Here is a 22,995-nt window from a genome sequence, read left to right on the forward strand (position 1 = left end):
TGCTCGATTCAGACCTGTTAGTGACATTTTCGTGCAGATGCGCGATGATGATGGCATGCGCGACGAAGCGTCCTCTCCCGTGGTGACCGACGACGCCCGCTCCCGCGGCAGCGATCTCCGGGTGGCCGTCGTCGGCTTCGGCGCCCGGTCTCCGATCGCGGCGCACGTCGAACGGGCGCGTGACGGGGCGCGCGTCGCGGCGGTGGCGGACACCTCGCCCCGCGGCCTCGAGCGCGCGCGTGCGGCGCACCCCGGCGCCGCGGCGTTCGCGAGCGTCGACGACCTGATCACGGCGGGGGCCGCGGACGCCGCGATCGTCCTCACCCCCGACGACACGCACGAGGAGATCGCCGTCGCCCTCCTGCGGGCGGGCGTCGCGGTGTATCTCGAGAAGCCCCTCGCGATCACCGTCGAGGGCGCCGACCGCGTGCTCGCGACCGCGGCCGAGACGCGGACGCCGCTGTACGTCGGCCACAACTTCCGGCACTCCGCCGTCGTCCGGACCATGCGCGCCGTGATCGACCGCGGTGAGATCGGAGAGGTCAAGGCCGTCTGGGTGCGCCACTTCGTCGGCAACGGCGCGGACTACTACTTCAAGGACTGGCACGCGGATCGGTCGCGGACGAACTCGCTGCTGCTGCAGAAGGCGAGTCACGACATCGACGTCGTCCACTATCTCGCCTCCGGATACACCCGGCGCGTCGTCGGCATGGGCGAGCTCATGCTCTACGGCGCGATCTCGGATCGCCGCGAGCGCGCGGGGGAGTCGATGCCCGACTGGTTCTCCTTCGACAACTGGCCTCCGGCATCCCACACCGGGCTCAACCCCGTCGTCGACGTCGAGGACGTCTCGATGATGCTCATGACGCTCGACAACGGCGTCCTCGCCAGCTACCAGCAGTGCCATTTCACCCCTGACTACTGGCGCAACTACACCGTCATCGGCACCGAGGGCCGACTCGAGAACGTCGGCGACACCGCCGGAGGCGTCGTCAAGGTCTGGAACCGGCGGCACGAGTGGCAGGTCGACGGCGACGCGGAGTACCCGATCGAAGGCGTCGCAAGCGGTCACGCCGACGCCGATCTGCTCACGATGACCGAGTTCCTCGACCACGTCGTGGACGGGACGCCGACAGTGGTGTCCCCCATCGCCGCCCGGGAGGCGGTCGCCGCGGGAGCCCTCGCCGCGGCCTCGCTCCGCGACGGATCACGACCGCGCGCCATCCCGGACCCGCCCGCGCACGTGCTCGCCCACTTCTCCGCCCCGGCCTCTCCCCCCGTCCCCGACTCGACCGCAAGGAGCACCCGATGAGCCCGTCCTCTCCGTCCCGCCTGCGCCGCACAGCGCCGCCGGCCGCCCTCGCCGGGCTCTCGCTCGTGCTCGGCGCGTGCGCGTCCGACCAGGGCGACGGCGCGTCCGGCGCGTACGAAGCGCCCGACGCGGACCTGTCCGCCTCGATCACCTACGGCGTCTGGGACCAGAACCAGGTCCCCGCGATCCAGGAGAACATCGCCGCCTTCAACGAGCTGTATCCGGACATCGAGGTGACGGTGAACGTCACGCCCTTCTCCGAGTACTGGACGAAACTGCAGACGCAGGCCTCCAGCGACACCCTCCCCGACGTGTTCTGGATGAACGGCCCGAACGTCGGGCTCTACGCGTCGAACGACAAGATCGAGCCGATCACCGGCGCGGTCGAGGCGGGCGACATCGATCCGGCGGACTATCCGGAGTCCCTCGTCGACCTCTACACGATCGACGAGGTGTCGTACGGGGTGCCGAAGGACTTCGACACCATCGGGATCTGGGCCAACGCCGGCCTCTTCGAGGAGGCGGGCGTCGCGCTCCCCGAGGGCGACTGGACCTGGGACGAGTTCCAGGAGACCGCCGCAGAGCTCTCGGAGGCGCTCGCCGACCAGGGCGCCTACGGCGCCGCAGGCGGCATGGACGGCCAGACGACCTACTACAACACCGTCTTCCAGGCCGGCGGCACGGTCGTCGACGGCGACGTGTCCGGCTACGCGACCCCCGAGTCCGAGGCGGGCATCCAGTTCTGGACCGACCTCATCGCCTCGGGCGGCTCCCCCTCGATCTCGCAGCTCACCGACACGACCGCCGACCAGTGGTTCACGTCGGGCAAGCTCGCGATGTACTGGGGCGGGAGCTGGTTCCGCTCGGCCCTCGTCGACAGCGCCTTCGCAGACGACATCCGAGTGCTCCCGCTGCCCGTGGGCGAGGAGCAGGCGACCGTCATCCACGGCGTCGCCAACGCGGTCTCCGCCTCCTCCGGCGAGAAGCAGGCCGCGCAGGCGCTGCAGGCGTTCCTCGCCGGGGAGGAGGCCCAGCGGCAGCAGGGCGACGCGGGCGCGATCATCCCCGCCTTCGACGGCACGCAGGACGCGTTCGCGGCGTCGATGCCGGCCGCCGGCCTGGAGACCTTCCTCGACGCCGTGGAGTACGCCCAGCCCCTTCCGGTGAGCCTCAACTCGGCCGCGTGGAACGCTGCGGAGACGGAGCTGCTGCCGCAGGCGTTCTCGGGCGAGCGGCCCGTCGCGGACGTCGCGGAGGACCTCGCGACGCGGATGGACGCGGCTCTCGCCGAGGAGTGAGCGCATGACGACCGTCTCCGACCGACCCGCCCCGCCGGGGGCGCCCTCCCGGGGCGGCCCGGTGCCGGCCGCGTCCGGAGCCCCGCGGCGCCCGCGCCGCAGGACGTCCCCGGACGGACTGTGGCCGTGGCTCTTCGTCGGGCCCCTCGTAGCCGGCATCGGCGTGTTCTATCTGTGGCCCATCGTGCAGACCGCGTGGTACTCGCTGACCGAGACCGGGCCGTTCGGCGGCTCCGCGTTCGCGGGGCTCGCGAACTACGTGGAGATGTTCCAGGACCCCGAGCTGTACGTGTCGCTCGGCAACACCCTCCTCTACACGGCGATCGTGCTCATCGGCATCCCGATCGCGGTGGGCCTCGCGAGCCTGCTCAACCTGCCGGGGCTTCGCCTCGCCGCCTTCTACCGGGTGCTGTTCTTCCTGCCGTACGTGGCGATGCCGACGGCGATCGCGATGGTCTGGCGCGTCATCTTCAACGGCGACTTCGGGCTCGTCAACCATGCGCTCGCGCTGTTCGGGGTCGACGGGCCGTACTGGATATCGACGCCCGGCGCGGCCACGGTCGCCGTCGCGATCGTGGGCCTGTGGTCGTCGCTCGGCTTCAGCATGATCGTGCTCGCGGCGGGGCTCAAGAACATCCCGCCGGAGCTCTACGAGGCCGCCGAGCTCGACGGCGCCTCTCGGTGGCGTCAGTTCCGCTCGGTCACCGTGCCCCTGCTCACCCCGAGCGTCTTCTTCGTCACGATCGTCACGGTGATCGCCGGCTTCCAGCTGTTCGATCTCCTCTACGCGATCCTCGGCAGCAGCAATCCCGTGCTGACGCGCAGCATGTCCCTCGTCTACTTCTTCTACCGCGAGGGGTTCGTCAACAACGACAGGGGATACGCCGCCGCCATCGCGATGTTCGTGTTCCTCGTCATCGGCATCGCGACCGCGATCCAGTTCCGGCTCCAGAAGCGGTGGGTGCAGAGTGACTGAGCAGGCGACGGCGGCCCTCGTGTCCCTCCCCCCGCGGCGCGCGGGACCCGGCCGGCCCCGTCGCGGCGGGTCGTACGCGTTCGCCCACATCGTGCTGGGGGTCGGCGGGCTCGTCATGGCGTTCCCGTTCCTCTGGCAGCTCGTCATGTCGCTCTCGACGAACGCCGAGGTGCAGAGCGTCACGCCGGTGTTCTGGCCCGCCGAGGCGCAGTGGGGCACCTACGCACGCGTGTTCGAGCGGCTGCCGTTCCTCGAGCAGCTCGGCAACTCCGTGCTCGTCACCGTCATCCGCACGCTCGCGCAGATCCTCTTCTGCACGCTCGCGGGCTACGCGTTCGCCCGCATGCGCTTCCGAGGGCGCGGGGCGCTCCTCGCGGTCGTCCTCTCGATCCTCATGGTGCCCTCGCAGGTGTACCTGCTGTCGCAGTACCAGATCATCCAGGGGCTGGGCCTGCTCGACAGCGTCGGCGGGCTCGTCCTGCCGGGACTGTTCAGCGCCTTCGGCACGTTCCTCATGCGCACCGCGTTCCTCGCGATGCCCGCCGAGCTGGAGGAGGCCGCGCGCCTGGACGGCGCCAACCCGCTGCAGGTGTTCTGGAAGGTCATGCTCCCGCTGGCGAGGCCCACGATCAGCGTGCTCGCGATCACGACGGTGCTCTGGTCGTGGAACGAGCTGCTCTGGCCGCTCGTCGTGACGACGTACGGCGACCGCATGCCGCTCTCGGCGGGCCTCGCGACGCTCATCGGCGACCGCACGACGGACTACCCGCTCGTGATGGCGGCGAGCCTGCTGGCCATGGCGCCGGTGCTCGTCCTCTTCGTGCTGCTGCAGCGCCGGGTCATCGAGGGCCTGGCCTCGAGCGGGCTCAAGTGAGCAGGACCCGGGCCGCCACCGGGCGGACCGGCAGACATGTCGAAGGGAACATCATGGAGACCATGCACGTCGCCCCCCGACGTCTCACCGCGGGACTCGTGGCCGCGCTCGCCGCCGGCGCGCTGATCGCCGGCACCATGCCCGCCGCCGCCGCGACAGTCGAGACGACCTCGACCTACGAGGCGAGCGACGAGAACATCCCGAACCCGCAGCGCGGGTTCTACCACCACACCGAGACCCACTACCGTGCCGACGGCTCGGGCTACACCCCGCTCGACGCCTCCACGCTCGCCGGCTACCGCGACGAGGGCATCACGCAGATCCTGCGGGTGTTCTACCTCGAGAAGTTCGCCGGCACGCCTCAGCTCGACCAGGCGTTCCTCGACCTCGTGCAGGCCGACTACGACACGGCGCGCGCCGCCGGCGTCTCCGTCATCACGAGGTTCGCCTACGCGCAGGGCGGCGCGTGGCCGTACGAGCCGCCGTACGGCGACGCGCCGCTCGACGTCGTGCTCTCCCACATCGCGCAGCTCGGCCCCGTGCTGCGCGCCAACGCCGACGTCATCCCGGTCGTGCAGAACGGCTTCATCGGGCTGTGGGGCGAGGCCTACTACACGGATCACTTCGTCGCGGACCCGGCGGACCCGGGCGTCGTCACCGAGGCCGACTGGGCGAACAGATCCGCCGTGACGCAGGCGCTCCTGGACGAGCTGCCCGCCGACCGGTCGGTGCAGGTGCGCACGATGCTCTCGAAGCAGAAGCTCCTGGGCGTGCCGTCGGGCGCGTCCGGCGCGGTGACGGCGGCCGAGGCGTGGGCCGACGCCCCCATCGCGCGCATGGGGCACCACAACGACTGCCTGCTCGCATCCCCCGACGACTTCGGCACGTTCCTCTCCGACCCGATCACGCTCGACCAGGAGTACCTCGAGGCGGAGAGCCGGTACGTGCCCGTGGGCGGCGAGACGTGCGCCGTGAACCCGCCCCGCTCGGAGTGGGAGAGCGCCTCCGCGGAGCTGGCCCGCTACCACTACAGCTACCTCAACCGGGACTACAACCAGGACGTCCTGAACTCGTGGGGAGCGTCGGGCATCGCCGAGACGGCCGCCCGGCTCGGCTACCGGTTCGTGCTCGAGTCGAGCACGGTCGGCACGGACGCCGAAGGCGTCCCCACCGTGACGGTGACCGTGCGCAACGACGGATGGGCGTCGCCGTACACGCCGCGACCGGCGACCCTCGTGCTCACGGGCGCGGACGGAGCGCCGACGGAGGTTCCGTTCGGGGCCGATGCCCGTGCGTGGGAGCCCGGCACGTCGACGACGATCTCGGCCGCGCTGGAGGACGTCGGGCCGGGGACCTACGCGCTCGCGCTCGCGCTGTCGTCGCCCGATGCGGGCACGCAGGACGACCCGCGGTTCGCGATCCGCACGGCCAACGTCGGGACGTGGGATGCGGTGCGCGGCGTGAACGTGCTCGACGGGTCGGTCACGGTGGCCGCGTCGCGCGGCTGAGGACGGCGGATGGCCGGCCTCAGATCCGCGCGAGCGCCTGGTCGAGGTCGGCGATCACGTCGTCGGGCGTCTCGAGCCCGACCGAGAGCCGGATGAGTCCCGGGGCGATCCCGAGGGAGACGCGTTCCTCCTCCGACAGCTTGCTGTGGATGGTGCTGCCGGTGTGGATGGCGAGGGTGCGCACGTCGCCGATGTGCGTCATCCGCGTCACGAGCTCGAGCGCGTCGATGACCGTCCGGGCCCCTTCCCGTCCCCCGCGCACCTCGAAGGCGAGCACGGATCCGGCCCCGAGCGGGAGCAGGCGCCGTGCGCGCTCGTGGTACGCGTTGCCGGGAAGGCCCGCGTAGTCGACGCTCCGCACGGCGGGATGCGCGTCGAGCCACTCGGCAATGCGCTGCGCGTTGGCGACGTGCCGCTCGACGCGCAGCGAGAGGGTGTCGATCCCCAGCAGCAGGAGGAAGGCGCTCGTGGCCGGCAGGGTCGGCCCGTAGTCGTTCGCGAGCGTGACCGCGAAGGGCAGGAACGCGCCCGTGCCGAACTTCTCGGCGAAGCTCGGCACGCCCGGTCGCGGCGAGCGGGTGAGCTGCGGGTAGCGATCCGCCTGCGCCCGCCAGTCGAAGCGCCCCGAGTCCACGACGACCCCGCCGATCACCGCGCCGTGGCCTCCCAGCCACTTCGACGTGGAGTGGATGACGATGTCGGCGCCGTGCTCGATCGGCCGGAACAGGTACGGGGTGGCGACCGTGTTGTCGACGACGAGCGGCACGCCGGCTCGGCGGGCGATCCCGCCGAGCCGGTCGACGTCGGGGATGTCGTTCTTCGGGTTCGGGATGCTCTCGGTGAAGATCGCCTTCGTCCGCGGTGTGATGCGCGCCAGCCATTCCGCGTCGGGCGCCTCCGCGTCGAGGAAGTCGAACACGAGCCCCTGCCGGGCGAGGTTGCCGCGGAAGAGCTGCTTGGTGCCCTCGTACAGGCTCGACGTGGCGAGGATGTGATCGCCGGCGCTCGCGAGGCTGTAGATCGTCGTGAAGATCGCCGCCTGCCCGCTTCCGGTGAGCAGGGCCCCCGCCCCTCCCTCGAGATCGGCGATGCGACGCTCCGCGACGACGTTCGTGGGGTTCGCGTGGCGCGAGTACACGAGGCGCTCGCCCTTCTCCGCGAAGCGGCCGACCGCGTCCTCGAAGTCGTCGAAGACGTACCCGGCCGTCTGGTAGACGGGCGTGATCCGCGCCCCGGCCTGCGCGTCGACGACCTCGCCGGCGTGGATCTGACGGGTCTCGAACCCCCAGGTCATACGGGCTCGCCCACCGGGGCGACGCGGTCGGCGACGTGGCCGAGCTCGTTCTCGCGCAGCCAGGCGGGGTCGTACTCGCGCTGCAGGTAGTCGCGGCCGCTGTCGGCGGAGAACGACACGACGACCGAGCCCTCCGGCGCCTGCGCCGCGAGCTCGAGGGCGACCTGCAGGCTGAGGATGGAGCTCGGCCCGAGCACGAGGCCCTCGGTGCGCGCCACGTGCCATCCGAAGGCGATGATCTCCGCCTTCTCGCGGAGCTCGAGCCGGTCGAGCACCTGGACGTCGATGTTCGGCGACCAGTCCTCCTCCAGGCCGTCCTCGCCGGCGACGGCACGGGCGAGGTTGTTCTCTCCGCGGCCGACGGGGGTGTCGTCGAACGCCGTCCCGATCACGGTCACCTCGGGGTTGCGGCCCTTCAGGTAGCGGCCGGTTCCGGTCGCCGTGCCGCCCGTCGCGAGCGCCGCGACGAAGTGCGTGACGCGGCCGTCCGTCTGCTCCCAGATCTCGGGCCCCGTCGAGAGCGCGTGCGCGGCGGGATTGGTGTCGTTCGACTCCTGGCGCGCCCACCACGTGCCGGGGTCCTCGTTCTCGTACCGCGCCGCGATGACGCCCCAGTGCTCGGGGTCGTCCTTGGGCACGTCCGGGCGGCCGGGGACGATGTCCGCGCCGAGCAGGCGCAGGAGCGAGGCCTTGGCGGGCGAGAGCGTGGGAGCGGCGACCGCCGTGACGGGATGCCCCGTCGCGATGCCGGCGAGCGCATAGCCGATGGCCGTGTTGCCGGCGCCGAAGTCGATGATGCGGTCGCCCGGCTTGAGGTCGCCCGAGGCGATCGCCTCGCGCACGATGTTGATGCCGATGCGGTCCTTGCTCGATCCGCCCAGGTTGTGCTGGTCGAGCTTGACGTACACCTCGGCCGGGAGCCCCGCGGCGATGCGGTTCACGCGGACGAGCGGGGTGTTGCCCACGAGCTCGAAGGCGTCGCCGTACACGCGGGCGAGCGAGGGGTCGGGGAAGGCGGGAGGCAGCGCGGTCATGAGGGCACGCTATGGCGTGCGGCCCGTCGGCGGGAGGCGTGGCGTCATGCACGGAAACGGGGCGTCACGATCGTGCATGCCGGGAGGTGGCGCGCACCGGCCCGTGGCCGGGGTCACGAAGCCGACCCGTCGGCCAGCCGCACGCGGTGGCGTCCCGCCTCCAGCGGCACCGGGCTCCCGTCCACCGGATCGAAGAGCGCGGGAACGGGGGTGTCGATCGTCGCGACGCCGTCCGCCACGTCGACGCGGATGAGTCCGTGCGGCGTCGGCACCGCCCCGGTCACGGTGAGGACGTCGCCGGGGCGAGGTGCGACGCGCGCGCGTTCATAGCCCGGCGCGATCGGCTGCACCCCGAGCACGCTGCGGGTGATGTCCTTCGTCGGCGTCGCGCTCCAGCCGTGGCACGGCGTTCCCCACAGCCACGTCTCGCCGAAGGTGTCGAAGCCGTCGGACAGGAAGCGCGACCAGTCGCGTACCGCGCGGCGCACCAGATCCGGCCTGCCGGCCGCCAGATAGGCGTCGTGCACGACGGAGGAGAAGAAGGGCTCCGCGCGCACGATCTCGTTCTCCGGGTCCCAGTCGACGACCCGAGCGCCGGAGGAGACGGCGTCCCACTTGCCGGCGTCCACGCGGCCCTCGGGGGTCGCGTACATCGTGCGGATGACGAGGCGGCCCGGATCGCTGATCCGGGTGACGAGGTCGTCGATCCGTTCCCGCGGCACGAGCCCCGCCGCGACCGCCGCCGCGTTGACGGCCTGCGACGTGGGCGCGTCGAGCCCGTCCTCCGCGAGGTAGTCGACGTAGAGGCGTCGTCGCGGGTCCCAGAACCGCTCGAACGCCCGCTCCGCGCGTGCGACGTTCGTCTGCGCCCAGTCGGCCGACGCCGCGTCCCCGAGAGCGCGGGTCATGCTCGCGTACTCGCGCAGCGCGCGCCCCCAGAGCGCCGTCAGCGCAGCGGACTCCCCTGCCACGTAGACGCTCGACCAGTCGACGAGGTCCCACTCCCCGGTCTCGGTGACGGCCCCGGCTCCGCTGAGCCGGCGCGCGAACCAGGAGAGGACTCCCCTCGCCGTCGGCAGCAGCTCCGCGATGTCGCCCGTGCCGGCGTGCATGAAGTACTCCCAGAGGGCGTGGATCCAGTGCAGGGACCACGAGGGGATCGTCACGCCGTCCGCCGCCTCGAGGTCGCCCGCCGCGCTCATGGGGAGGATGCCGTCCTCCCGCGGCGACGCCGAGAGCACGAGGTAGTCGAGCACGGCACCCCAGTCGTCGTTCGACACCAGATGGACGGCGCTGTGCACGACGCCGTCGCCGACCCAGGCGCGCTGCTCGCGCGTGGGGCAGTCGGTGAAGCCGTCCAGGGTGTTGAGGTGCACGGTGCGGACGCCTGCGTGCCACAGGGCCACGAGCTCGTCGTCCGATGAGCGGAAGAACGGGCCGTCCGACCAGGGGCGCAGCTGCTCCCGCAGCTCGATCCCGTTCACCTGGAGCTCGCCCCGGAACGCCGCCGGAGGTCGCAGGAGGATCGTCGCCGCGCGCATCCCGTGCCGCTCGAGGGGCCGGAAGCGGTCTCGAGCGCCGCGGGCGATGTAGCGTTCGCCGCTTCGCTCGGAGAGAGCCCCGTCGCCCTCTGCGAGGCGTTCGTGGAAGGCGACGTCCACGACGGTCCCCTCCGGCGCGACGACGTCGAACTCCAGCAGTCCGGAGACGATCCGTCCGAAGTCGGCCCGCACGACGAGAGCCTGGCCGGGGGCGACGGTCATCGTCGTCTGCTCCGACCCGCCGTCCTCGAACGGCCTCCCGGCGTCGGCGAGGTCGCCCGGGTGGCTCCGCTCGCCGGCGGACCCCGCTCCCGCGGCGAGCGCGACCGAGCGGACGGAGGGGACGCGCCGGGTCTCGTCGAGCGGCTTCCCCGTGCGCTCGGGCACATGGCCGAAGGGCGCGATCGGGGGCCGGGCCGCGCCGGCCCTGCCCCGGTGCCCGCCGGGGACGGGCACCGCGAGCGGCCACGCGGAATCGTCGTGTTCCTCGGAGCACCACCCCGGATCGAGGAGCCGCGCGTCGTGGACGACGGAGGCGACGCCCTCCAGGTGCCTGCGCGGGAGATCCGTCCACGCCGGCGACTCGATCGCGCGCCACCGCAGGGCACTGCCGAGCTCGATGTCGCCCACGCGACCGTCGAAGAGCAGCGCCGCGCGCCGGCCCAGGGCCCCCGAGGGCACCGCCGCCTGCCACACGGCGTTCGAGCGGCCGTAGAACGTCACGATGCAGGCCAGGGCGTTCCTGCCGGGGCGGAGCAGGTGCGCGATCTCGACGACGTCGTGCCGCTTGCGTCGGGGCTGCGCGCGCTGCGGGCCGCGTGCCGCCTCGATCCCGTTGACGTAGAGCACGTAGGCGGAATCGGCGGAGACCCTCGCCGTCGCCGAGGCCGGCACGTCGGAGGTCAGATCGAGCGTGGACCGGAAGAGGGTCCGGCCGAACCCCGACCCCGAGGCGGTCGCGGCGGCCTTCTGCGCGCCCGCCGCTCCGAGCCATTGCGCCGTCCATGCGTGTCCCGTCACATCGTCCTCGATCCGTCGTCGCCATCCTGCCCCGACTTGACGAATCGGCGGGGAGGCCTCACGATCTACTTAATCGTGCCAGTAGCGCGATTCTCGCACGCTCAATGAGGAGAACCCATGACAACGACGACAACACCCGCACGTCGTCCCTGGAAGACCGCGTTCCTCGCCGGCATGGCGTCGTACCTCGATGCCGCCGTGCTCATCTCCACGGGCATCGCGCTCGTGCTCTATCGGCCGGTGCTCGGCATCGACGATCTGCAGTTCGGCGCGCTGTCGTCCCTCCTGACCTTCAGCTTCGCGGCCGGCGCGCTCTTCGGAGGCCGGCTCGGAGACCTCTTCGGGCGCAGGGTCGTCTACAGCGTGACGCTCGTCGCGCTCGTCGCGTCGATGGCGCTCATGGCGTTCGCCGCGACGATCCCGATGCTCTTCCTCGGCGTGGTCATCGCGGGCCTGGCGATCGGAGCCGACCTCCCCGTCTCGCTCGCGTTGATCGCGGAGGAGGCGCCGGACGGTGCGAAGGGCCGCTTCGTGGCGTTCTCCGCCATCCTCTGGCTCGTCGGGATCTCCGCCTCGAACGGCCTGAGCGCGATCGTCGGAGGGCTCGGCGAGCTGGGCGGGCGCATCATGTTCGTCCATGTCGGAGTCGTCGCCCTCGCCGTGCTGATCGCGCGTCTCTCGCTGCCGGAGTCGCCCGAGTGGGCGGCCGCGAAGGCCGACGACAGGAGGAGGCGGACGGCGGGGGACGAGATCACGCTCGGCTCTCTGCGCCGTCTGCTGCGCGCGCCGTTCCTCGCCGCCCTCGTCGCGACCGCCGTGTTCTACGCGGCGTGGACCATCGCCTCCAACACGATGGGCCAGTTCTCCGCCCTCCTCTTCGTCGAGCTCGGGGGGACGACGATCCAGACGTTCGGTCTGATCAAGCTCGTGAACATCCCGCTCGGCCTCATCAGCGGCTTCGTCTTCATGCGCATCGTCGACGGCAGGGGACGCTACGCCTGGTTCGTCGTGGGAGCGATCGTCCAGATCGCCGCCTTCGGCGTGCCGATGCTCTTCGGCGGGCAGCTGTGGACCCTCATGTTCATGACCTACGCGTTCTCCGTCGGGGCGGCGTTCGCCGGCGAGGCGCTGTTCAAGGTGTGGTCGCAGGAGCTCTACCCGACCCTTCTGCGCTCGTCGGCGCAGGGCACCACGATCGCCGCCGCACGCGTGGTCGCCGCCATCGCGGCGATCTTCATCCCGACGATCGCCGCATCCGACCCGCATGCGCTGTTCGTGCTCCTCACGGCGTGCGTGGCGTTCTCGTCGCTGGTGGGCTTCGTCTGGATCCGGCGTCTGCCGAAGGCCCCCGCAGAGGTCGTCACGGAGACCGCGAGGCTCGCCGACGCCGGGTGATCCCGCGCGCGATGGCACACTGGGGTCTATGGGGGAGCGGTCGGAGAAGCCCAGCCGCCGTGTGACGGTCAGCGATGTCGCGCGCTTGAGCGGAGTCTCGCGGGCCACGGTCAGCTACGTGCTGAACGACGCCCCGAACCAGACGATCCCTCCCGCCACCCGGCAGCGGGTTCGAGAGGCGGCGGCCGAGCTCGGCTACACGCGCTCCGCGGCGGCCGTCGCGCTGCGCCGCGGGCACTCCAACATCGTGCTGATCGTGAAGGACGCCGCCCTCAGCGGCTACATCACGGAGCCGTTCATCGCCGCGATCTCGGAGCGCCTGAGGGATGCCGGGCACACCCCGCTGACGACCGACTACACCTCGGACGAGGCGCTCGTCGCGCTCGCGGGCGAGCTCGGGCTCTTCGGGGTGCTCTCGCTGGCGGCGGTGGGAGCGGAGGTCGGCCCGGCCTTGGAGAAGAGCGGCGTGCGCCGCCAGTACCACTCGTTCGGATCCCGGGGGGAGCAGACAGTGGACGACGAGCGTCGACCGTGGGAGGAGGAGATCGGCAGGGCGCAGGTGGCACATCTGAGCGAGTCCGGCCCGATGCGGATGGTCTATGCCCTTCCGCACCCCGGCTCGCCGCGCACGACGATCGCCCGCGCCCGGGCGCGTGGAGCGATGGGCGAGTACCGCAGACGGACGGGGGAGGAGATGGCGGCCGTCGTCGTCGGCCGGGAGCGGGCGGAGGCGCGCGAGCAGATCGCTCTGCTCCGGAGCGACGCGGGGGAGCCGCGGCGCCTCGGCGTGTGCTGCTTCGACGACGTGGTCGCGGCCTCGGTCCTGGCCGCGGCGCTCGACAGCGGCATCGGTGTGCCGGACGCGCTGTCGGTGATCGGCGTGGACGACACCCCCTTCGCGGCGCTCATGTCGCCCGCCCTGTCGACCGTCCGCGTCGACTCAGTGCTCTCGGGACGCCGCGTGGCGGAACGATTCCTCGGCGTCGACCTCGACGGCGGGGACGCTCCCGCGATCGAGATCGTCGCGCGCGCCACCACGGCTCAGGTCGCCGCGCCCCCGGCCCGCAGGTCGTAGCGGTAGACCGCGAGGTTGCCGCCGTTCGACGCCGGGAGGGTCTCGCGCTCGGGGAGCCGCTCGAATCCGAGCTTCCGGTAGAGACGCTGCGAGCGCTCGTTCCACGGTCCCGTGTCGAGGACGAGCGCGGGGGAGCCCCACGCGCGTGCACGCTCGAGGGACTCGCGCAGGAGCGCCTCGCCGATGCCGCGGCGGCGCGCCTCGGGCAGCACCGCGAGCAGCCGCAGCTCGGCCTCGTCGTCCCGCGACTGGCGGATGAGGGCGGAGTCGGCGCGCAGCAGGCTCGCCGTGCCGACGATGCGGCCGTCCGACGCGTTCGCGGCGACCAGCAGGTCGCCGCCCTCGGCGCGGGCCGCCGCATCGCGCAGCAGGCGCAGGCGTGCCTCGCCGGGCTGCCGTGCGCCGGGCTCGCCGTGGCCGAAGCCGAGGTAGGTCACCTCTCCGACCGTCTCGTGCTCGTCCTCACGTGCCGTGCGGACGGCGAAGGAGAGCGCGGTCTGCGCAGGGGAGCTCATCCCGCCGATGATAGGCGGCTCCGGCGGCGTGCGCCCGCCGAGGTCGCGCGGAGCGTCACGCGCCGTCGCGCGGGGTAACACTCGGGCGCCGGCCCGCCGGGAGTTCCTAGATTTGCCCCGTACCCGAACCGGATGCGCGCCCGCGCGCCCCGTGACCGGGCGTGGACGAGAGGATCCGACGACATGACGCAGGTGCCCTTCGCGGTCGCCATCGAGCTCGACGGCGAGGGGGCGCATCCCGCGGCCGCTCTGGCCGGGGACGGCGCACGCGCGCTCTCGGCGCGCCGCGTGGCCGAGACGGCGCTCGCCGCAGAGCGGCACGGCTTCACCGCCGTGACCTTCGAGGACTCGCCTCTTCCCGACGGCGCCGTCGCGCGGCTCGACGCCGTGCAGCGCGCGGCCTACGTCGCGCCGCTCACGAGCGGCATCGGGCTGCTCCCCGTGGTGTCGGTCGCGTTCTCCGAGCCGTTCCACGTCGCGACCCAGCTGGCGAGCGTCGACTACGCCTCGGAGGGACGCGCGGGATGGATCGTGCGCGCCGCGGGCGATGCGTCCGAGGCCGCGGCGTACGGCAGGGCGGCGATCGACGACCCCGCGGAGGTGCGCCGCGAGGCCGACGACGCGATCGAGGTCGCCCGTCGCCTGTGGGACTCGTGGCAGGACGACGCCGTCGTCCGCGACGTCGCGACGGGCCGCTATCTCGACGCCGACCGGCTGCACTACGCCGACTTCGAGGGGGCGTCGTACTCCGTCAAGGGACCGTCGATCATCCCGCGTCCGCCGCAGGGCCAGCTCGTCGTCGCGGCGGGCCATGCCGGCGACGTGGACATCGTGCTCGTGTCGGCGCCCGACGAGGACGGTGTCGCGGCCAGGGCCACGGCCGCGCGCGAGGAGGGCGCGGGCCGCGTCCTCGCCGAGATCGAGTACCTCCTCGACTCACGCGGCGTGACGGCATCCGACCGTCTGGCCGCGCTCGACGCGCGTGCCGTGTGGGAGCCCGGCCCCCGCCTGCGGCACGTCGGCGACGCAGCCGGCCTCGCCGCGCTCATCGCCCGGCTGGCGCACGTCGTCGACGGCGTGCGCCTGCATCCCGCCGTCCTCGACCCCGACCTCGACGAGGCCGGACGCGCCGTCATCCCCGCGCTGCGCGAGAGCCTGGCCTTCCGCTCGCCCGTCGCGGGCGCGACGCTGCGCGAGACGCTCGGCCTGCGGAGGCCGGCGAACCGCTACGAGAGGAGCGTCGCATGAGCGCGCCGTCCAGCCCGACCCCGCCCGCCCGGACCATCCAGTTCGGGGTCTTCTTCCAGGGCGTGAACTTCGGCACCATCTGGTCGGACGAGCGGAGCGGCTCGCAGCACGACTTCGCCTCGTTCCGTCAGATCGCCCAGACGGCGGAGCGTGGCCTGTTCCCCGCGTTCTTCCTCGGGGAGGGACTGCGTCTGCGCGAGCACCGAGGGCGCGTCCACGAGCTCGACGTCGCCGGACGCCCGGACGCGCAGACGCAGCTCGCCGCGCTCGCCGCGGTGACCGAGCGCATCGGTCTCGTCGCGACGCAGAACGCGACCTACAACGACCCGCACGACCTCGCCCGGCGGCTCGCGTCGCTCGACCTGCTCAGCGAGGGGCGCGCGGGGTGGAACGTCGTGACGACCGACAACGCCTGGACGGGTGCGAACTTCCGGCGGGGCGGATGGCTCGACCACGCCGACCGGTACCGCCGCGCCGCAGAGTTCGTGACCGCGGCCAAGCGGCTGTGGGCGGCAGGCGTCGGCGGCCCCGTCGAGACGCCGGACGACCTCATCCCGTTCTCGTCGGTGGGCACGCTCCCCCCGAGCCCGCAGGGCAGGCCCGTGGTCTTCCAGGCCGGCGACTCCGACACGGGCCGCGACTTCGCCGCGCGGCACGCCGACGTCATCTTCTCCGCGCACGGCAGGCTCGACGCCGCGATCGCGTTCGCCGCCGACCTCCGCCGCCGTCTGCCCACGTACGGCCGCGGCGAGGACGAGCTGAAGTTCTTCCCCGGCCAGGAGTTCATCCTCGCCGAGACGGACGCCGAGGCGCAGGAGAAGGCCGAGTGGGTGCGGCACGCCCAGGTGTCGCCGCAGACGGCGCTGAAGTTCCTCGAGCAGGTGTGGGGACGCGACCTGTCCGAGTACGACCCCGACGGCCCGCTCCCCGACGTCGACCCCGTGCAGGAGGAGGCCGACGGCACGCGCGGCGCCCTCTTCCAGGGCAAGCCCGCGAAGGAGACCGCCGACGCGTGGCGCGCGCAGGCCGCCGAGGAGGGGCTGTCGATCCGCGAGTTCGTCATCGCGCAGTCGAGCCGCCGGTCGATCGTGGGCGGGTACGCGTCCGTCGCCGACCTGCTCGTCCGCTACGCCGAGTCGGGTGCCGTGGACGGCTTCAACGTCTCGCCGTACCTCGTCCCGTCCGGCCTCGACGACATCGTCGACGGGCTCGTCCCCGAGCTGCAGGAGCGCGGGGTGTACGCGACCGAGTACGCGGGGACGACGCTGCGCGAGAACCTCGGCCTTCCCGCCGTGCGGGAGCCGTCGGCATCGTTCGCGTAGCGGGAGCACAGCGGATTCCGAGCGCTCTCTGCGAGACGGACAGGCATCGTGCAGGCGGCTCAACGGCGGATCCGATGGTGCGCATCGGCAGGGCGGCTTCTCTGGATGCCAGGGGACGCGCCCGTCGTCCCGGAAGCGAGGTCATCATGTGGGATGTCATCTGGCAGACGCTGGTCGTCGTTCCGCTCATCGCGGTCGTCGCGGCCGTCGCGATCGACCCGGTCCTCCACGGCGACGTCTGAGCCGCGGCGGGGGAACCCCTACTCGCGACCCGCCGACACCCACAGCGGGTCGAACGATCGGTGCCCTGTGACGCGATCGGCGATCGCGTCGAGACGCGCGACGAGCTCGGGCGCGAGCTGCGTGGCGACGGCCGCGAGGTTCTCGTCGACGCGCTCGGGGAAGCGGGTGCCGGGGATGGGCACGACCGGCAGCCCGAACGCCCGTCCCTTGTCGTAGAGCCACGCGAGCGCGAGCTGCGCCGGTGTCAGACCGGCCTCCACGGCGACATCGAGCACCTCGGCGAGGAGCGGACGGTTCGCCGCGATGGCGTCGTCCGCGAACCGCGGGAACTTCGGCCGGCCGTCGCCCTCCGCGATGGCCGAGGGGTCGTACGCCCCCGTGAGCCACTGGCGGCCGAGCGGAGAGTACGGCACGAAGCCGACGCCGAGCTCGCGAGCCGCGGGGACGACGTACGCCTCGACGTCGCGGCTCACGATGCTCCACTCGCTCTGCACGGCGGCGATCGGATGGACGGAGACGGCGCGGCGCAGCTCCCCGCCGGTCGGCTCCGAGAGGCCGATGTGACGCACCTTGCCCTCTTCGACGAGCTCGGCGACCGCGCCCACGGTGTCCTCGATCGGCACCGACGGGTCGACGCGGTGCTGGTAGTAGAGGTCGACGTGATCCGTGCCGAGGCGTCCCAGGCTCCGCTCGATCTGCTCGCGGACGTGGGCGCGATCGCCGCGCACCGAGCGCTCGCCGATGCGCCCGCCGGGCACGATGCCGAACTTCGTCGCGAGCTGCACCTCATCGCGTCGCGTCGTCAGCAGCCGTGAGATGATCCGCTCGCTGCGGCCCTCGCCGTAGATGTTCGCGGTGTCGACGAACGTCGCGCCCGCGTCGACCGCGTGCGTCAGCGTGCGGAGGGCGTCGTCGTCGGAGACGGGCCCGTACACGTCGCTCAGCGACATGCCGCCGTACCCCTGCGGCGGGACGCGGAGACCGGCGCCGAGGTCGACGAGGACGGGGGTCGGGGACGACGTCGCGCTCACAGGGAGAGGGTAGCCGGATGGATGGGCGGGCTCGCCTCGCCGACCGCCGTGTTACGCCCCGTATCGATTCGTTGCCGCCTGTGTGGGGCGCGATGGACAGGGCGAGACGGGGTCGCCTACCGTCCTGGATCACAGAGGACGGGATCCCTCCTCTCGTCCCACCCGAGGAGCACAGGATGACCGACACCGTCTCGCGCGAGCCGAGCGCACCGCCTGCGGAGACACCGCGCGCGGGCGTCGATCTCGCCGACGCCCGCGTCGTGCACACGCGGCACTGGTGGCGGTGGACGATCGGCGCCGTCATCGTGTTCGCCCTCGCGCAGTTCGCGTGGTCGCTCGTCACGAACGAGAACTACGAGTGGGACGTCTTCGCCCACTACTTCTTCTCCGAGCCCGTGGTCCGCGGTGTCCTCATCACCCTCTGGCTGACGCTGCTCTCCACGGTCATCGGCTTCACGCTCGGAACCGTGCTCGCGCTCGGCCGGCTGTCGAAGTCCCCGCTGCTGAGCTCGGCGGCGTGGGCGTACATCTGGTTCTTCCGCTCCGTGCCCCTCGTCGTGCAGCTCGTCGTCTGGTACAACCTCGGCTATCTGTATCCCACCCTGGGGCTCGGATGGCCGTTCACCGACGACTTCTGGATCGTCGAGTTCAGCACGACGACGCTCATCAGCCAGTGGGCTGCGGCCGTCCTCGGCCTGAGCCTCCATCAGGCCGCCTACTCGGCCGAGATCATCCGAGGCGGTCTGCTGTCGGTCGACCAGGGGCAGATCGAGGCGGCGTCGGCGCTGGGCATCCCCGCGGGCAAGCGGCTGTTCCGCATCGTCCTCCCGCAGGCGATGCGCTCGATCGTCCCCAACGCGACGAACGAGGTCATCGGCCTCGTGAAGGGCGCGTCCGTGGTCTTCGTCATCGCGCTGCCCGAGCTGTTCTACGCCGTGCAGGTCATCTACAACCGCAACAGCGCGGTCATCCCGCTGCTCCTCGTCGCGGTGGTCTGGTACGCGATCGTCACCACCGTGCTGAGCATCGCGCAGTTCTACATCGAGCGCCACTACGCGCGCGGCGCCGTGCGCGTGCTGCCGCCCACGCCGTTGCAGCGGGCGCGCCGCTGGATCGGGGTGCAGTGGAACCGGCTCGGAGACGACGAGACGAAGCTCGGAGGCGTCCGATGACCGCGGTCGAGCCCGAGGCCGCCACGCGCGGCCTCGTCGAGATCCACGACGTCCACAAGAGCTACGGCGGCGTCGAGGTGCTCCGCGGCATCGACCTGACGATCGCCCCCGGGGAGGTCGTCGCGATCCTCGGCCCGAGCGGATCGGGCAAGTCGACGCTGCTGCGGACGATCAACCACCTCGAGTCCGTCGACCGGGGCTCGGTGACGGTCGACGGCCAGCTCATCGGCTACGAGCAGCGCGGAGACCGCCTGCACGAGCTGCGCGAGCGGGAGATCCTGAAGCGTCGCACGCAGATCGGCATCGTCTTCCAGAGCTTCAACCTGTTCCCGCACCTCACCGCCCTCGAGAACGTCGCGGAGGCGCCCATCGCGACGGAGCGGCTGAACAAGGCGGATGCGCGGGATCTCGCGCGCGGACTGCTCGGCCTTGTCGGCCTGGCCGACAAGGCCGCGCACTATCCGCGTCAGCTCTCGGGCGGGCAGCAGCAGCGGGTGGCCATCGCCCGGGCCCTCGCGCTCAAGCCCAAGGTCCTCCTCTTCGACGAGCCCACGAGCGCTCTCGACCCCGAGCTCGTCGGCGAGGTGCTGGACGTCATCCGCGACCTCGCGCAGCTCGGAACGACGCTCGTCATCGTCACGCACGAGATCGGCTTCGCCCGAGAGGTCGCCGATCGCGTCGTCTTCGTCGATCAGGGGGCGGTCGTCGAGCAGGGTCCGCCGTCGCAGGTGCTCGTGGCGCCCCGGCACCGGCGGACGAAGGAGTTCCTCGCCAAGGTCCTCGGCTGACGCCGTTCCCCTCCCGTACATCCGCACCCGAACCAGAGAGAACCCACAGCAATGGCCATCAGCAAGAAGCAGGGGATCGCGATCGGCGCCGCCGTCGCGGTCGTCGCCGTGATCGCGGGAGGCATCGCCGCGGCGTTCGCCCTCAACCAGCCGGACGACGTCGCGGAGGCGGCCTCCCCCGAGGAGGCGACCGAGGCGAACGTCGCGACCGACGAGATCGAATGGGTCCGTCTCGACGCGCCCGTCGACGCGGCCGTCGCGGCGCTCGAGGAGAGCGGCTTCGAGCCGGTCGAGGAGGGCAAGCTCACGGTCGCCCACTCGTCCTACCTCCCGCCGCTCGGGTACATCCCCGAGGGCGAGACCCTCCCCGCGGGCACCGAGCCGAACATCGGGGCGCTCATCGCCGACGCCCTCGGCCTCGAGTACAACCCCGTCGAGGTCGCGTGGGCCGATTGGCCCCTGGGCATCGAGTCGGGCAAGTACGACCTCATCACGTCGAACGTCACGGTGACGGAGGAGCGCAAGGAGAGGTTCGACTTCGCCTCGTACCGCGTCGACCTGCTCGGATTCGCCGTGCGCGCCGACAGCGACATCGAGAGCATCGAGGAGGCCGCCGACATCTCGGGGCTGACGATCCAGGTCGGATCGGGCACGAACCAGGAGCAGGTGCTGCTCACGTGGAACGAGGAGCTCGAGGCCGCGGGCTCCGAGCCCGCGGAGCTCGTCTACTACGACGACAACGCCGCAGCGACGCTCGCCCTGCAGTCGGGTCGCATCGACGCGACCTTCGGCCCCAACGCGACCGCCGCGTGGTCCGCCGTCGAGACGGGCGACACGAAGGTCGTGGGGCTGATCCCGGGCGGATGGCCCCTGACGGCCAACATCGCGGCCGCGACCGCGAAGGGCAACGGCCTCGTCGAGCCCGTGCAGATCGCGCTCGACGCCATCATCGAGGGCGGCCAGTACGCCGAGGTGCTCGACTTCTGGGGCCTCGAGTCCGAGGCGGTCGAGACGAGCGAGATCAACCCGCCCGGCCTTCCCGCGTCCTGACCAGCCCCGCCCGCCCGCGTCCGCAGGACGCGGGCGGGTGTCACCCGTCCCCAGCCAGCGAGGCCCGATGTCCCACCCCCGCGTCCCCCTCTCCGTCCTCGACCTGTCCGCCTTCGGCACGGGGCAGACGCCCGCTGACGGACTGCGCTCGACGATCGAGCTCGCGCAACGGGCCGAGGCGCTCGGATACGCGCGCTTCTGGCTCGCCGAGCACCACCTCAACCCGGGGATCTCCGGGGCGGCGCCGCACGTGCTGCTTCCGCTCGTCGCCGCGGCGACCGAGACCATCCGCGTCGGCACGGCGGCCACGATCGTCGGCAACTACGCTCCCCTCCAGGTCGTCGAGGCGGCGGGAGTCGTCTCGGCGCTGCATCCCGGGAGGGTCGACCTCGGCATCGGGCGCTCGGGCTCGGGCAGGACGCCGCCCGACCCGGACGCACCGGCTCGCCCCGAGCGCACGGTCAACGGGCTCCTCCTGCCCGCACCGCGGCCGTTCCCGGTCGACTCGTCGCGCTTCCTCGCTCAGGCTCGTCTGCTCCGGCGCTCCCCGGGCGACGCCGACCGCTTCGAGCAGGACGTCCACGACATCCTCGATCTCGTCGCCGGGACCTACCGTGCGCCCGAGGGCGTCCCGGTCCACGCGACTCCGGCCGAGGGGCAGGACATCGACGTCTGGATCCACGGGACGAGCGACGGTCCGAGCGCGCGCCTCGCGGGCGCCCTCGGGCTCCCGTTCGGCGCGAGCTATCACGTCGCCCCGGGAACCGTGCTCGACGCGGTCGAGGCCTACCGCGCCGCGTTCCGTCCCGGACGCCGGAAGACGCCGTACGTCACCGTGTCGGTGGACGTCGTCGTCGCCGACACCGACGCCGAGGCCCGTCGCCTCGCCGCGGGGTACGGTCGATGGGTGCACAGCATCCGCGCCGGTCAGGGCGCCGTCGCGTTCCCGGCGCCGGACGAGGCCCTCGCCTCCCCGCTCTCGCCCGACGAGGAGCGCCTCGTGCGCGACCGGCTCGACACGCAGCTCGTCGGCAGTCCTGAGACGGTGACCTCCCGTCTCGCGACCCTGCAGCGGGTGACGGGCGCCGACGAGCTGCTCGTCACGACCGTCACGCACGACCCGGCCGACCGCATCCGCTCGTTCTCGCTGCTGGCGGAGGCCTGGGGACCGGCGAGGGCGAGCCGGGAAGACATCGAGGAGACCGCCGCGTGAGCGGGACCGAGACCTCCGCAGACCGGCCGCGGGTCGCGCCGGGCGTGGCCATCCGCCTCGTCCGCACGGAGGAGTACGAGGAGGCCGGTCGCGTCACGGCGGAGGCCTACCGTGCGAGCTACGGGCTCCTCTCGGCCGGCTACGACGCATCGCTGCGGGACGTCGCGGGGCGCGTCGGGCTCGGCGAGGTGTGGGTCGCGGTCGACGACGCGGACGGCGCGATCCTCGGGAGCGTCTGGGTCGCGCGGCCCAACCGGCGCCTCTCCGATCTCGCGCTGCCGGGAGAGACCGACTTCCGGCAGCTGGCGGTGGCGCCCGAGGCGCGCGGCCGCGGCGTCGGGGAGGCGCTCACCCGTCACGTCGTCGAGCTCGCGCGCCGACGCGGCTCCCACCGCGTCGTGATGAACAGCGGCCCGCAGATGACGGGTGCGCACGCGCTCTATGCCAAGCTCGGCTTCCGACGCCTGCACGAGCGCGAGGGCGCGACGGAGGTGGAGCCCGGCCGCTTCATCGAGCTGCTCGCCTTCGGCTACGACCTCGGGCCCGAGCCCGCGGTCGCGCCCGCGGTGCCGGCGTGGACGCTCGAACGGACGACCTGGGACGACCCGCGCGCCGTGTCGCTGCGGGCCGAGATGGACGAGGAGGTCGGCCCCCGCTACGCCGACCGCTGGCCGGACGACGACGCCGAGGCGGCGGAGCGCTCGCGGCGCTCGTTCTCGATCGACCCCGACACGATCGTCGCGGTCGTGCTCGTCGTGGCCCCCTCGGGCGAGGCGGTGGGGCACGGGGCGCTGCGCGACCTCGAGCACGACGGCACGCGGGACCTGGAGGTCAAGCGCGTCTTCGTCCGCGAGTCGGCGCGCGGCACGGGAGCGAGCCGGGCGCTCCTCGCCGAGCTCGAGCGCATCGGCGCCGAGCGCGGCGCCCCGCGGGTCATCCTGCAGACGGGCGACCGTCAGCACGACGCCGTCGCCCTCTACGAGAAGCTCGGCTACAGGCCCATCCCGATCTACTCGCCGTACCGCGAGCACGATTTCTCGAGGACGTTCGAGAAGACCCTCTGAGCGCCGCGACACGGCGCACAAG

General features: G+C 72.3%; 19 protein-coding genes. 14 read left to right on the forward strand and 5 right to left on the reverse strand.

Going from position 1 to position 22,995, the window contains the following annotated elements; translation table 11 throughout:
- Positions 1-55: 55 nt before the first annotated feature.
- From N8K70_RS00380 to N8K70_RS00400, 5 genes are read left to right on the forward strand one after another with little or no spacing between them, the layout of a single operon-like run.
- Positions 56-1,312 (forward strand): Gfo/Idh/MocA family protein, encoded by a 1,257-nt coding sequence (locus N8K70_RS00380; protein ID WP_317139627.1) that lies wholly within the window; start codon positions 56-58, stop codon positions 1,310-1,312.
- Positions 1,309-2,610 (forward strand): ABC transporter substrate-binding protein, encoded by a 1,302-nt coding sequence (locus tag N8K70_RS00385; RefSeq protein ID WP_317139628.1) that lies wholly within the window; start codon positions 1,309-1,311, stop codon positions 2,608-2,610. The genes N8K70_RS00380 and N8K70_RS00385 overlap by 4 nt, the downstream gene beginning before the upstream one ends.
- A 4-nt stretch (positions 2,611-2,614) precedes the next feature.
- On the forward strand, positions 2,615-3,586 hold the full coding sequence (locus tag N8K70_RS00390) for a carbohydrate ABC transporter permease (protein ID WP_317139629.1): 972 nt from the start codon (positions 2,615-2,617) through the stop codon (positions 3,584-3,586).
- A complete protein-coding gene (locus tag N8K70_RS00395; RefSeq protein WP_317139630.1) occupies positions 3,579-4,460 on the forward strand; it encodes a carbohydrate ABC transporter permease in 882 nt (293 codons plus the stop codon). Before N8K70_RS00390 ends, N8K70_RS00395 begins: the two co-directional genes overlap by 8 nt.
- Before the next feature lie 53 nt (positions 4,461-4,513).
- Positions 4,514-5,968: a DUF4832 domain-containing protein gene (locus N8K70_RS00400; RefSeq protein WP_317139631.1), complete on the forward strand. Its 1,455-nt coding sequence runs from the start codon at positions 4,514-4,516 to the stop codon at positions 5,966-5,968.
- Between the two features lie 19 nt (positions 5,969-5,987).
- Here N8K70_RS00400 and N8K70_RS00405 read toward each other — a convergent pair whose 3' ends face one another.
- The 3 genes from N8K70_RS00405 to N8K70_RS00415 all read right to left on the reverse strand — a co-directional run bounded on the left by N8K70_RS00405 (position 5,988) and on the right by N8K70_RS00415 (position 10,857).
- Positions 5,988-7,262 carry an O-acetylhomoserine aminocarboxypropyltransferase/cysteine synthase family protein gene (locus N8K70_RS00405; RefSeq protein ID WP_317139632.1) on the reverse strand — a complete coding sequence of 425 codons (1,275 nt, stop codon included), beginning with the start codon at positions 7,260-7,262 and terminating at the stop codon, positions 5,988-5,990.
- The gene (locus tag N8K70_RS00410; RefSeq protein WP_317139633.1) at positions 7,259-8,296 is read right to left on the reverse strand and encodes a PLP-dependent cysteine synthase family protein; all 1,038 of its coding nucleotides are present in this window, start codon (positions 8,294-8,296) and stop codon (positions 7,259-7,261) included. Before N8K70_RS00410 ends, N8K70_RS00405 begins: the two co-directional genes overlap by 4 nt.
- Before the next feature lie 113 nt (positions 8,297-8,409).
- Positions 8,410-10,857, reverse strand: coding sequence for a family 78 glycoside hydrolase catalytic domain (locus N8K70_RS00415; RefSeq protein WP_317139634.1), 2,448 nt, complete (start codon positions 10,855-10,857; stop codon positions 8,410-8,412).
- Positions 10,858-10,974: 117 nt separating this feature from the next.
- Between N8K70_RS00415 and N8K70_RS00420 the strand changes: the two genes are divergently transcribed.
- Both N8K70_RS00420 and N8K70_RS00425 read left to right on the forward strand, forming a co-directional pair.
- The gene (locus N8K70_RS00420; protein WP_317139635.1) at positions 10,975-12,252 is read left to right on the forward strand and encodes an MFS transporter; all 1,278 of its coding nucleotides are present in this window, start codon (positions 10,975-10,977) and stop codon (positions 12,250-12,252) included.
- A 28-nt stretch (positions 12,253-12,280) separates the two neighbouring features.
- Positions 12,281-13,327, forward strand: a complete 1,047-nt coding sequence (locus N8K70_RS00425) for a LacI family DNA-binding transcriptional regulator (protein ID WP_317139636.1) — start codon at positions 12,281-12,283, stop codon at positions 13,325-13,327.
- Here N8K70_RS00425 and N8K70_RS00430 read toward each other — a convergent pair.
- Entirely contained in the window at positions 13,294-13,842 is a 549-nt protein-coding gene (locus N8K70_RS00430; RefSeq protein ID WP_317139637.1) for a GNAT family N-acetyltransferase, read from the reverse strand. The genes N8K70_RS00425 and N8K70_RS00430 overlap by 34 nt on opposite strands.
- A 183-nt stretch (positions 13,843-14,025) precedes the next feature.
- On the opposite strand from N8K70_RS00430, the gene N8K70_RS00435 reads away from it, so the two are divergent.
- Together N8K70_RS00435 and N8K70_RS00440 are read left to right on the forward strand one after the other, a co-directional pair.
- Positions 14,026-15,090 (forward strand): LLM class flavin-dependent oxidoreductase, encoded by a 1,065-nt coding sequence (locus N8K70_RS00435; RefSeq protein ID WP_317139638.1) that lies wholly within the window; start codon positions 14,026-14,028, stop codon positions 15,088-15,090.
- Positions 15,087-16,412, forward strand: a complete 1,326-nt coding sequence (locus tag N8K70_RS00440; RefSeq protein ID WP_317139639.1) for an LLM class flavin-dependent oxidoreductase — start codon at positions 15,087-15,089, stop codon at positions 16,410-16,412. The genes N8K70_RS00435 and N8K70_RS00440 overlap by 4 nt, the downstream gene beginning before the upstream one ends.
- 260 nt (positions 16,413-16,672) lie before the next feature.
- Here N8K70_RS00440 and N8K70_RS00445 read toward each other — a convergent pair whose 3' ends face one another.
- Complete coding sequence (locus N8K70_RS00445) at positions 16,673-17,686, reverse strand: aldo/keto reductase (protein ID WP_317139640.1); 1,014 nt, start codon at positions 17,684-17,686, stop codon at positions 16,673-16,675.
- Positions 17,687-17,862: 176 nt separating this feature from the next.
- Here N8K70_RS00445 and N8K70_RS00450 point away from each other — a divergent pair, with 176 nt between their 5' ends.
- The 5 genes from N8K70_RS00450 to N8K70_RS00470 all read left to right on the forward strand — a co-directional run bounded on the left by N8K70_RS00450 (position 17,863) and on the right by N8K70_RS00470 (position 22,973).
- Entirely contained in the window at positions 17,863-18,858 is a 996-nt protein-coding gene (locus N8K70_RS00450; protein ID WP_317139641.1) for an amino acid ABC transporter permease, read from the forward strand.
- Positions 18,855-19,646 (forward strand): amino acid ABC transporter ATP-binding protein, encoded by a 792-nt coding sequence (locus N8K70_RS00455; protein WP_317139642.1) that lies wholly within the window; start codon positions 18,855-18,857, stop codon positions 19,644-19,646. The genes N8K70_RS00450 and N8K70_RS00455 overlap by 4 nt, the downstream gene beginning before the upstream one ends.
- Before the next feature lie 51 nt (positions 19,647-19,697).
- Positions 19,698-20,696, forward strand: a complete 999-nt coding sequence (locus tag N8K70_RS00460; RefSeq protein ID WP_317139643.1) for an ABC transporter substrate-binding protein — start codon at positions 19,698-19,700, stop codon at positions 20,694-20,696.
- A 67-nt stretch (positions 20,697-20,763) separates the two neighbouring features.
- On the forward strand, positions 20,764-21,909 hold the full coding sequence (locus tag N8K70_RS00465) for an LLM class flavin-dependent oxidoreductase (RefSeq protein ID WP_317139644.1): 1,146 nt from the start codon (positions 20,764-20,766) through the stop codon (positions 21,907-21,909).
- The gene (locus tag N8K70_RS00470; protein ID WP_317139645.1) at positions 21,906-22,973 is read left to right on the forward strand and encodes a GNAT family N-acetyltransferase; all 1,068 of its coding nucleotides are present in this window, start codon (positions 21,906-21,908) and stop codon (positions 22,971-22,973) included. Before N8K70_RS00465 ends, N8K70_RS00470 begins: the two co-directional genes overlap by 4 nt.
- Positions 22,974-22,995: the final 22 nt, after the last annotated feature.

It is taken from the genome of Microbacterium sp. AB (assembly GCF_032878875.1).
GTDB classification, from domain to species: Bacteria; Actinomycetota; Actinomycetes; order Actinomycetales; family Microbacteriaceae; genus Microbacterium; species Microbacterium betulae.

What these genes read in the sequence shown, in the direction of transcription:
- N8K70_RS00430 (WP_317139637.1), bottom strand. Translation starts at nt 13,842, where the DNA reads ATGAGCTCCCCTGCGCAGACCGCGCTCTCCTTCGCCGTCCGCACGGCA.
- N8K70_RS00405 (WP_317139632.1), bottom strand. Translation starts at nt 7,262, where the DNA reads ATGACCTGGGGGTTCGAGACCCGTCAGATCCACGCCGGCGAGGTCGTC.
- N8K70_RS00435 (WP_317139638.1), top strand. Translation starts at nt 14,026, where the DNA reads ATGACGCAGGTGCCCTTCGCGGTCGCCATCGAGCTCGACGGCGAGGGG.
- N8K70_RS00460 (WP_317139643.1), top strand. Translation starts at nt 19,698, where the DNA reads ATGGCCATCAGCAAGAAGCAGGGGATCGCGATCGGCGCCGCCGTCGCG.
- N8K70_RS00450 (WP_317139641.1), top strand. Translation starts at nt 17,863, where the DNA reads ATGACCGACACCGTCTCGCGCGAGCCGAGCGCACCGCCTGCGGAGACA.
- N8K70_RS00420 (WP_317139635.1), top strand. Translation starts at nt 10,975, where the DNA reads ATGACAACGACGACAACACCCGCACGTCGTCCCTGGAAGACCGCGTTC.
- N8K70_RS00440 (WP_317139639.1), top strand. Translation starts at nt 15,087, where the DNA reads ATGAGCGCGCCGTCCAGCCCGACCCCGCCCGCCCGGACCATCCAGTTC.
- N8K70_RS00385 (WP_317139628.1), top strand. Translation starts at nt 1,309, where the DNA reads ATGAGCCCGTCCTCTCCGTCCCGCCTGCGCCGCACAGCGCCGCCGGCC.
- N8K70_RS00400 (WP_317139631.1), top strand. Translation starts at nt 4,514, where the DNA reads ATGGAGACCATGCACGTCGCCCCCCGACGTCTCACCGCGGGACTCGTG.
- N8K70_RS00380 (WP_317139627.1), top strand. Translation starts at nt 56, where the DNA reads ATGCGCGACGAAGCGTCCTCTCCCGTGGTGACCGACGACGCCCGCTCC.
- N8K70_RS00455 (WP_317139642.1), top strand. Translation starts at nt 18,855, where the DNA reads ATGACCGCGGTCGAGCCCGAGGCCGCCACGCGCGGCCTCGTCGAGATC.
- N8K70_RS00410 (WP_317139633.1), bottom strand. Translation starts at nt 8,296, where the DNA reads ATGACCGCGCTGCCTCCCGCCTTCCCCGACCCCTCGCTCGCCCGCGTG.
- N8K70_RS00465 (WP_317139644.1), top strand. Translation starts at nt 20,764, where the DNA reads ATGTCCCACCCCCGCGTCCCCCTCTCCGTCCTCGACCTGTCCGCCTTC.
- N8K70_RS00425 (WP_317139636.1), top strand. Translation starts at nt 12,281, where the DNA reads ATGGGGGAGCGGTCGGAGAAGCCCAGCCGCCGTGTGACGGTCAGCGAT.
- N8K70_RS00390 (WP_317139629.1), top strand. Translation starts at nt 2,615, where the DNA reads ATGACGACCGTCTCCGACCGACCCGCCCCGCCGGGGGCGCCCTCCCGG.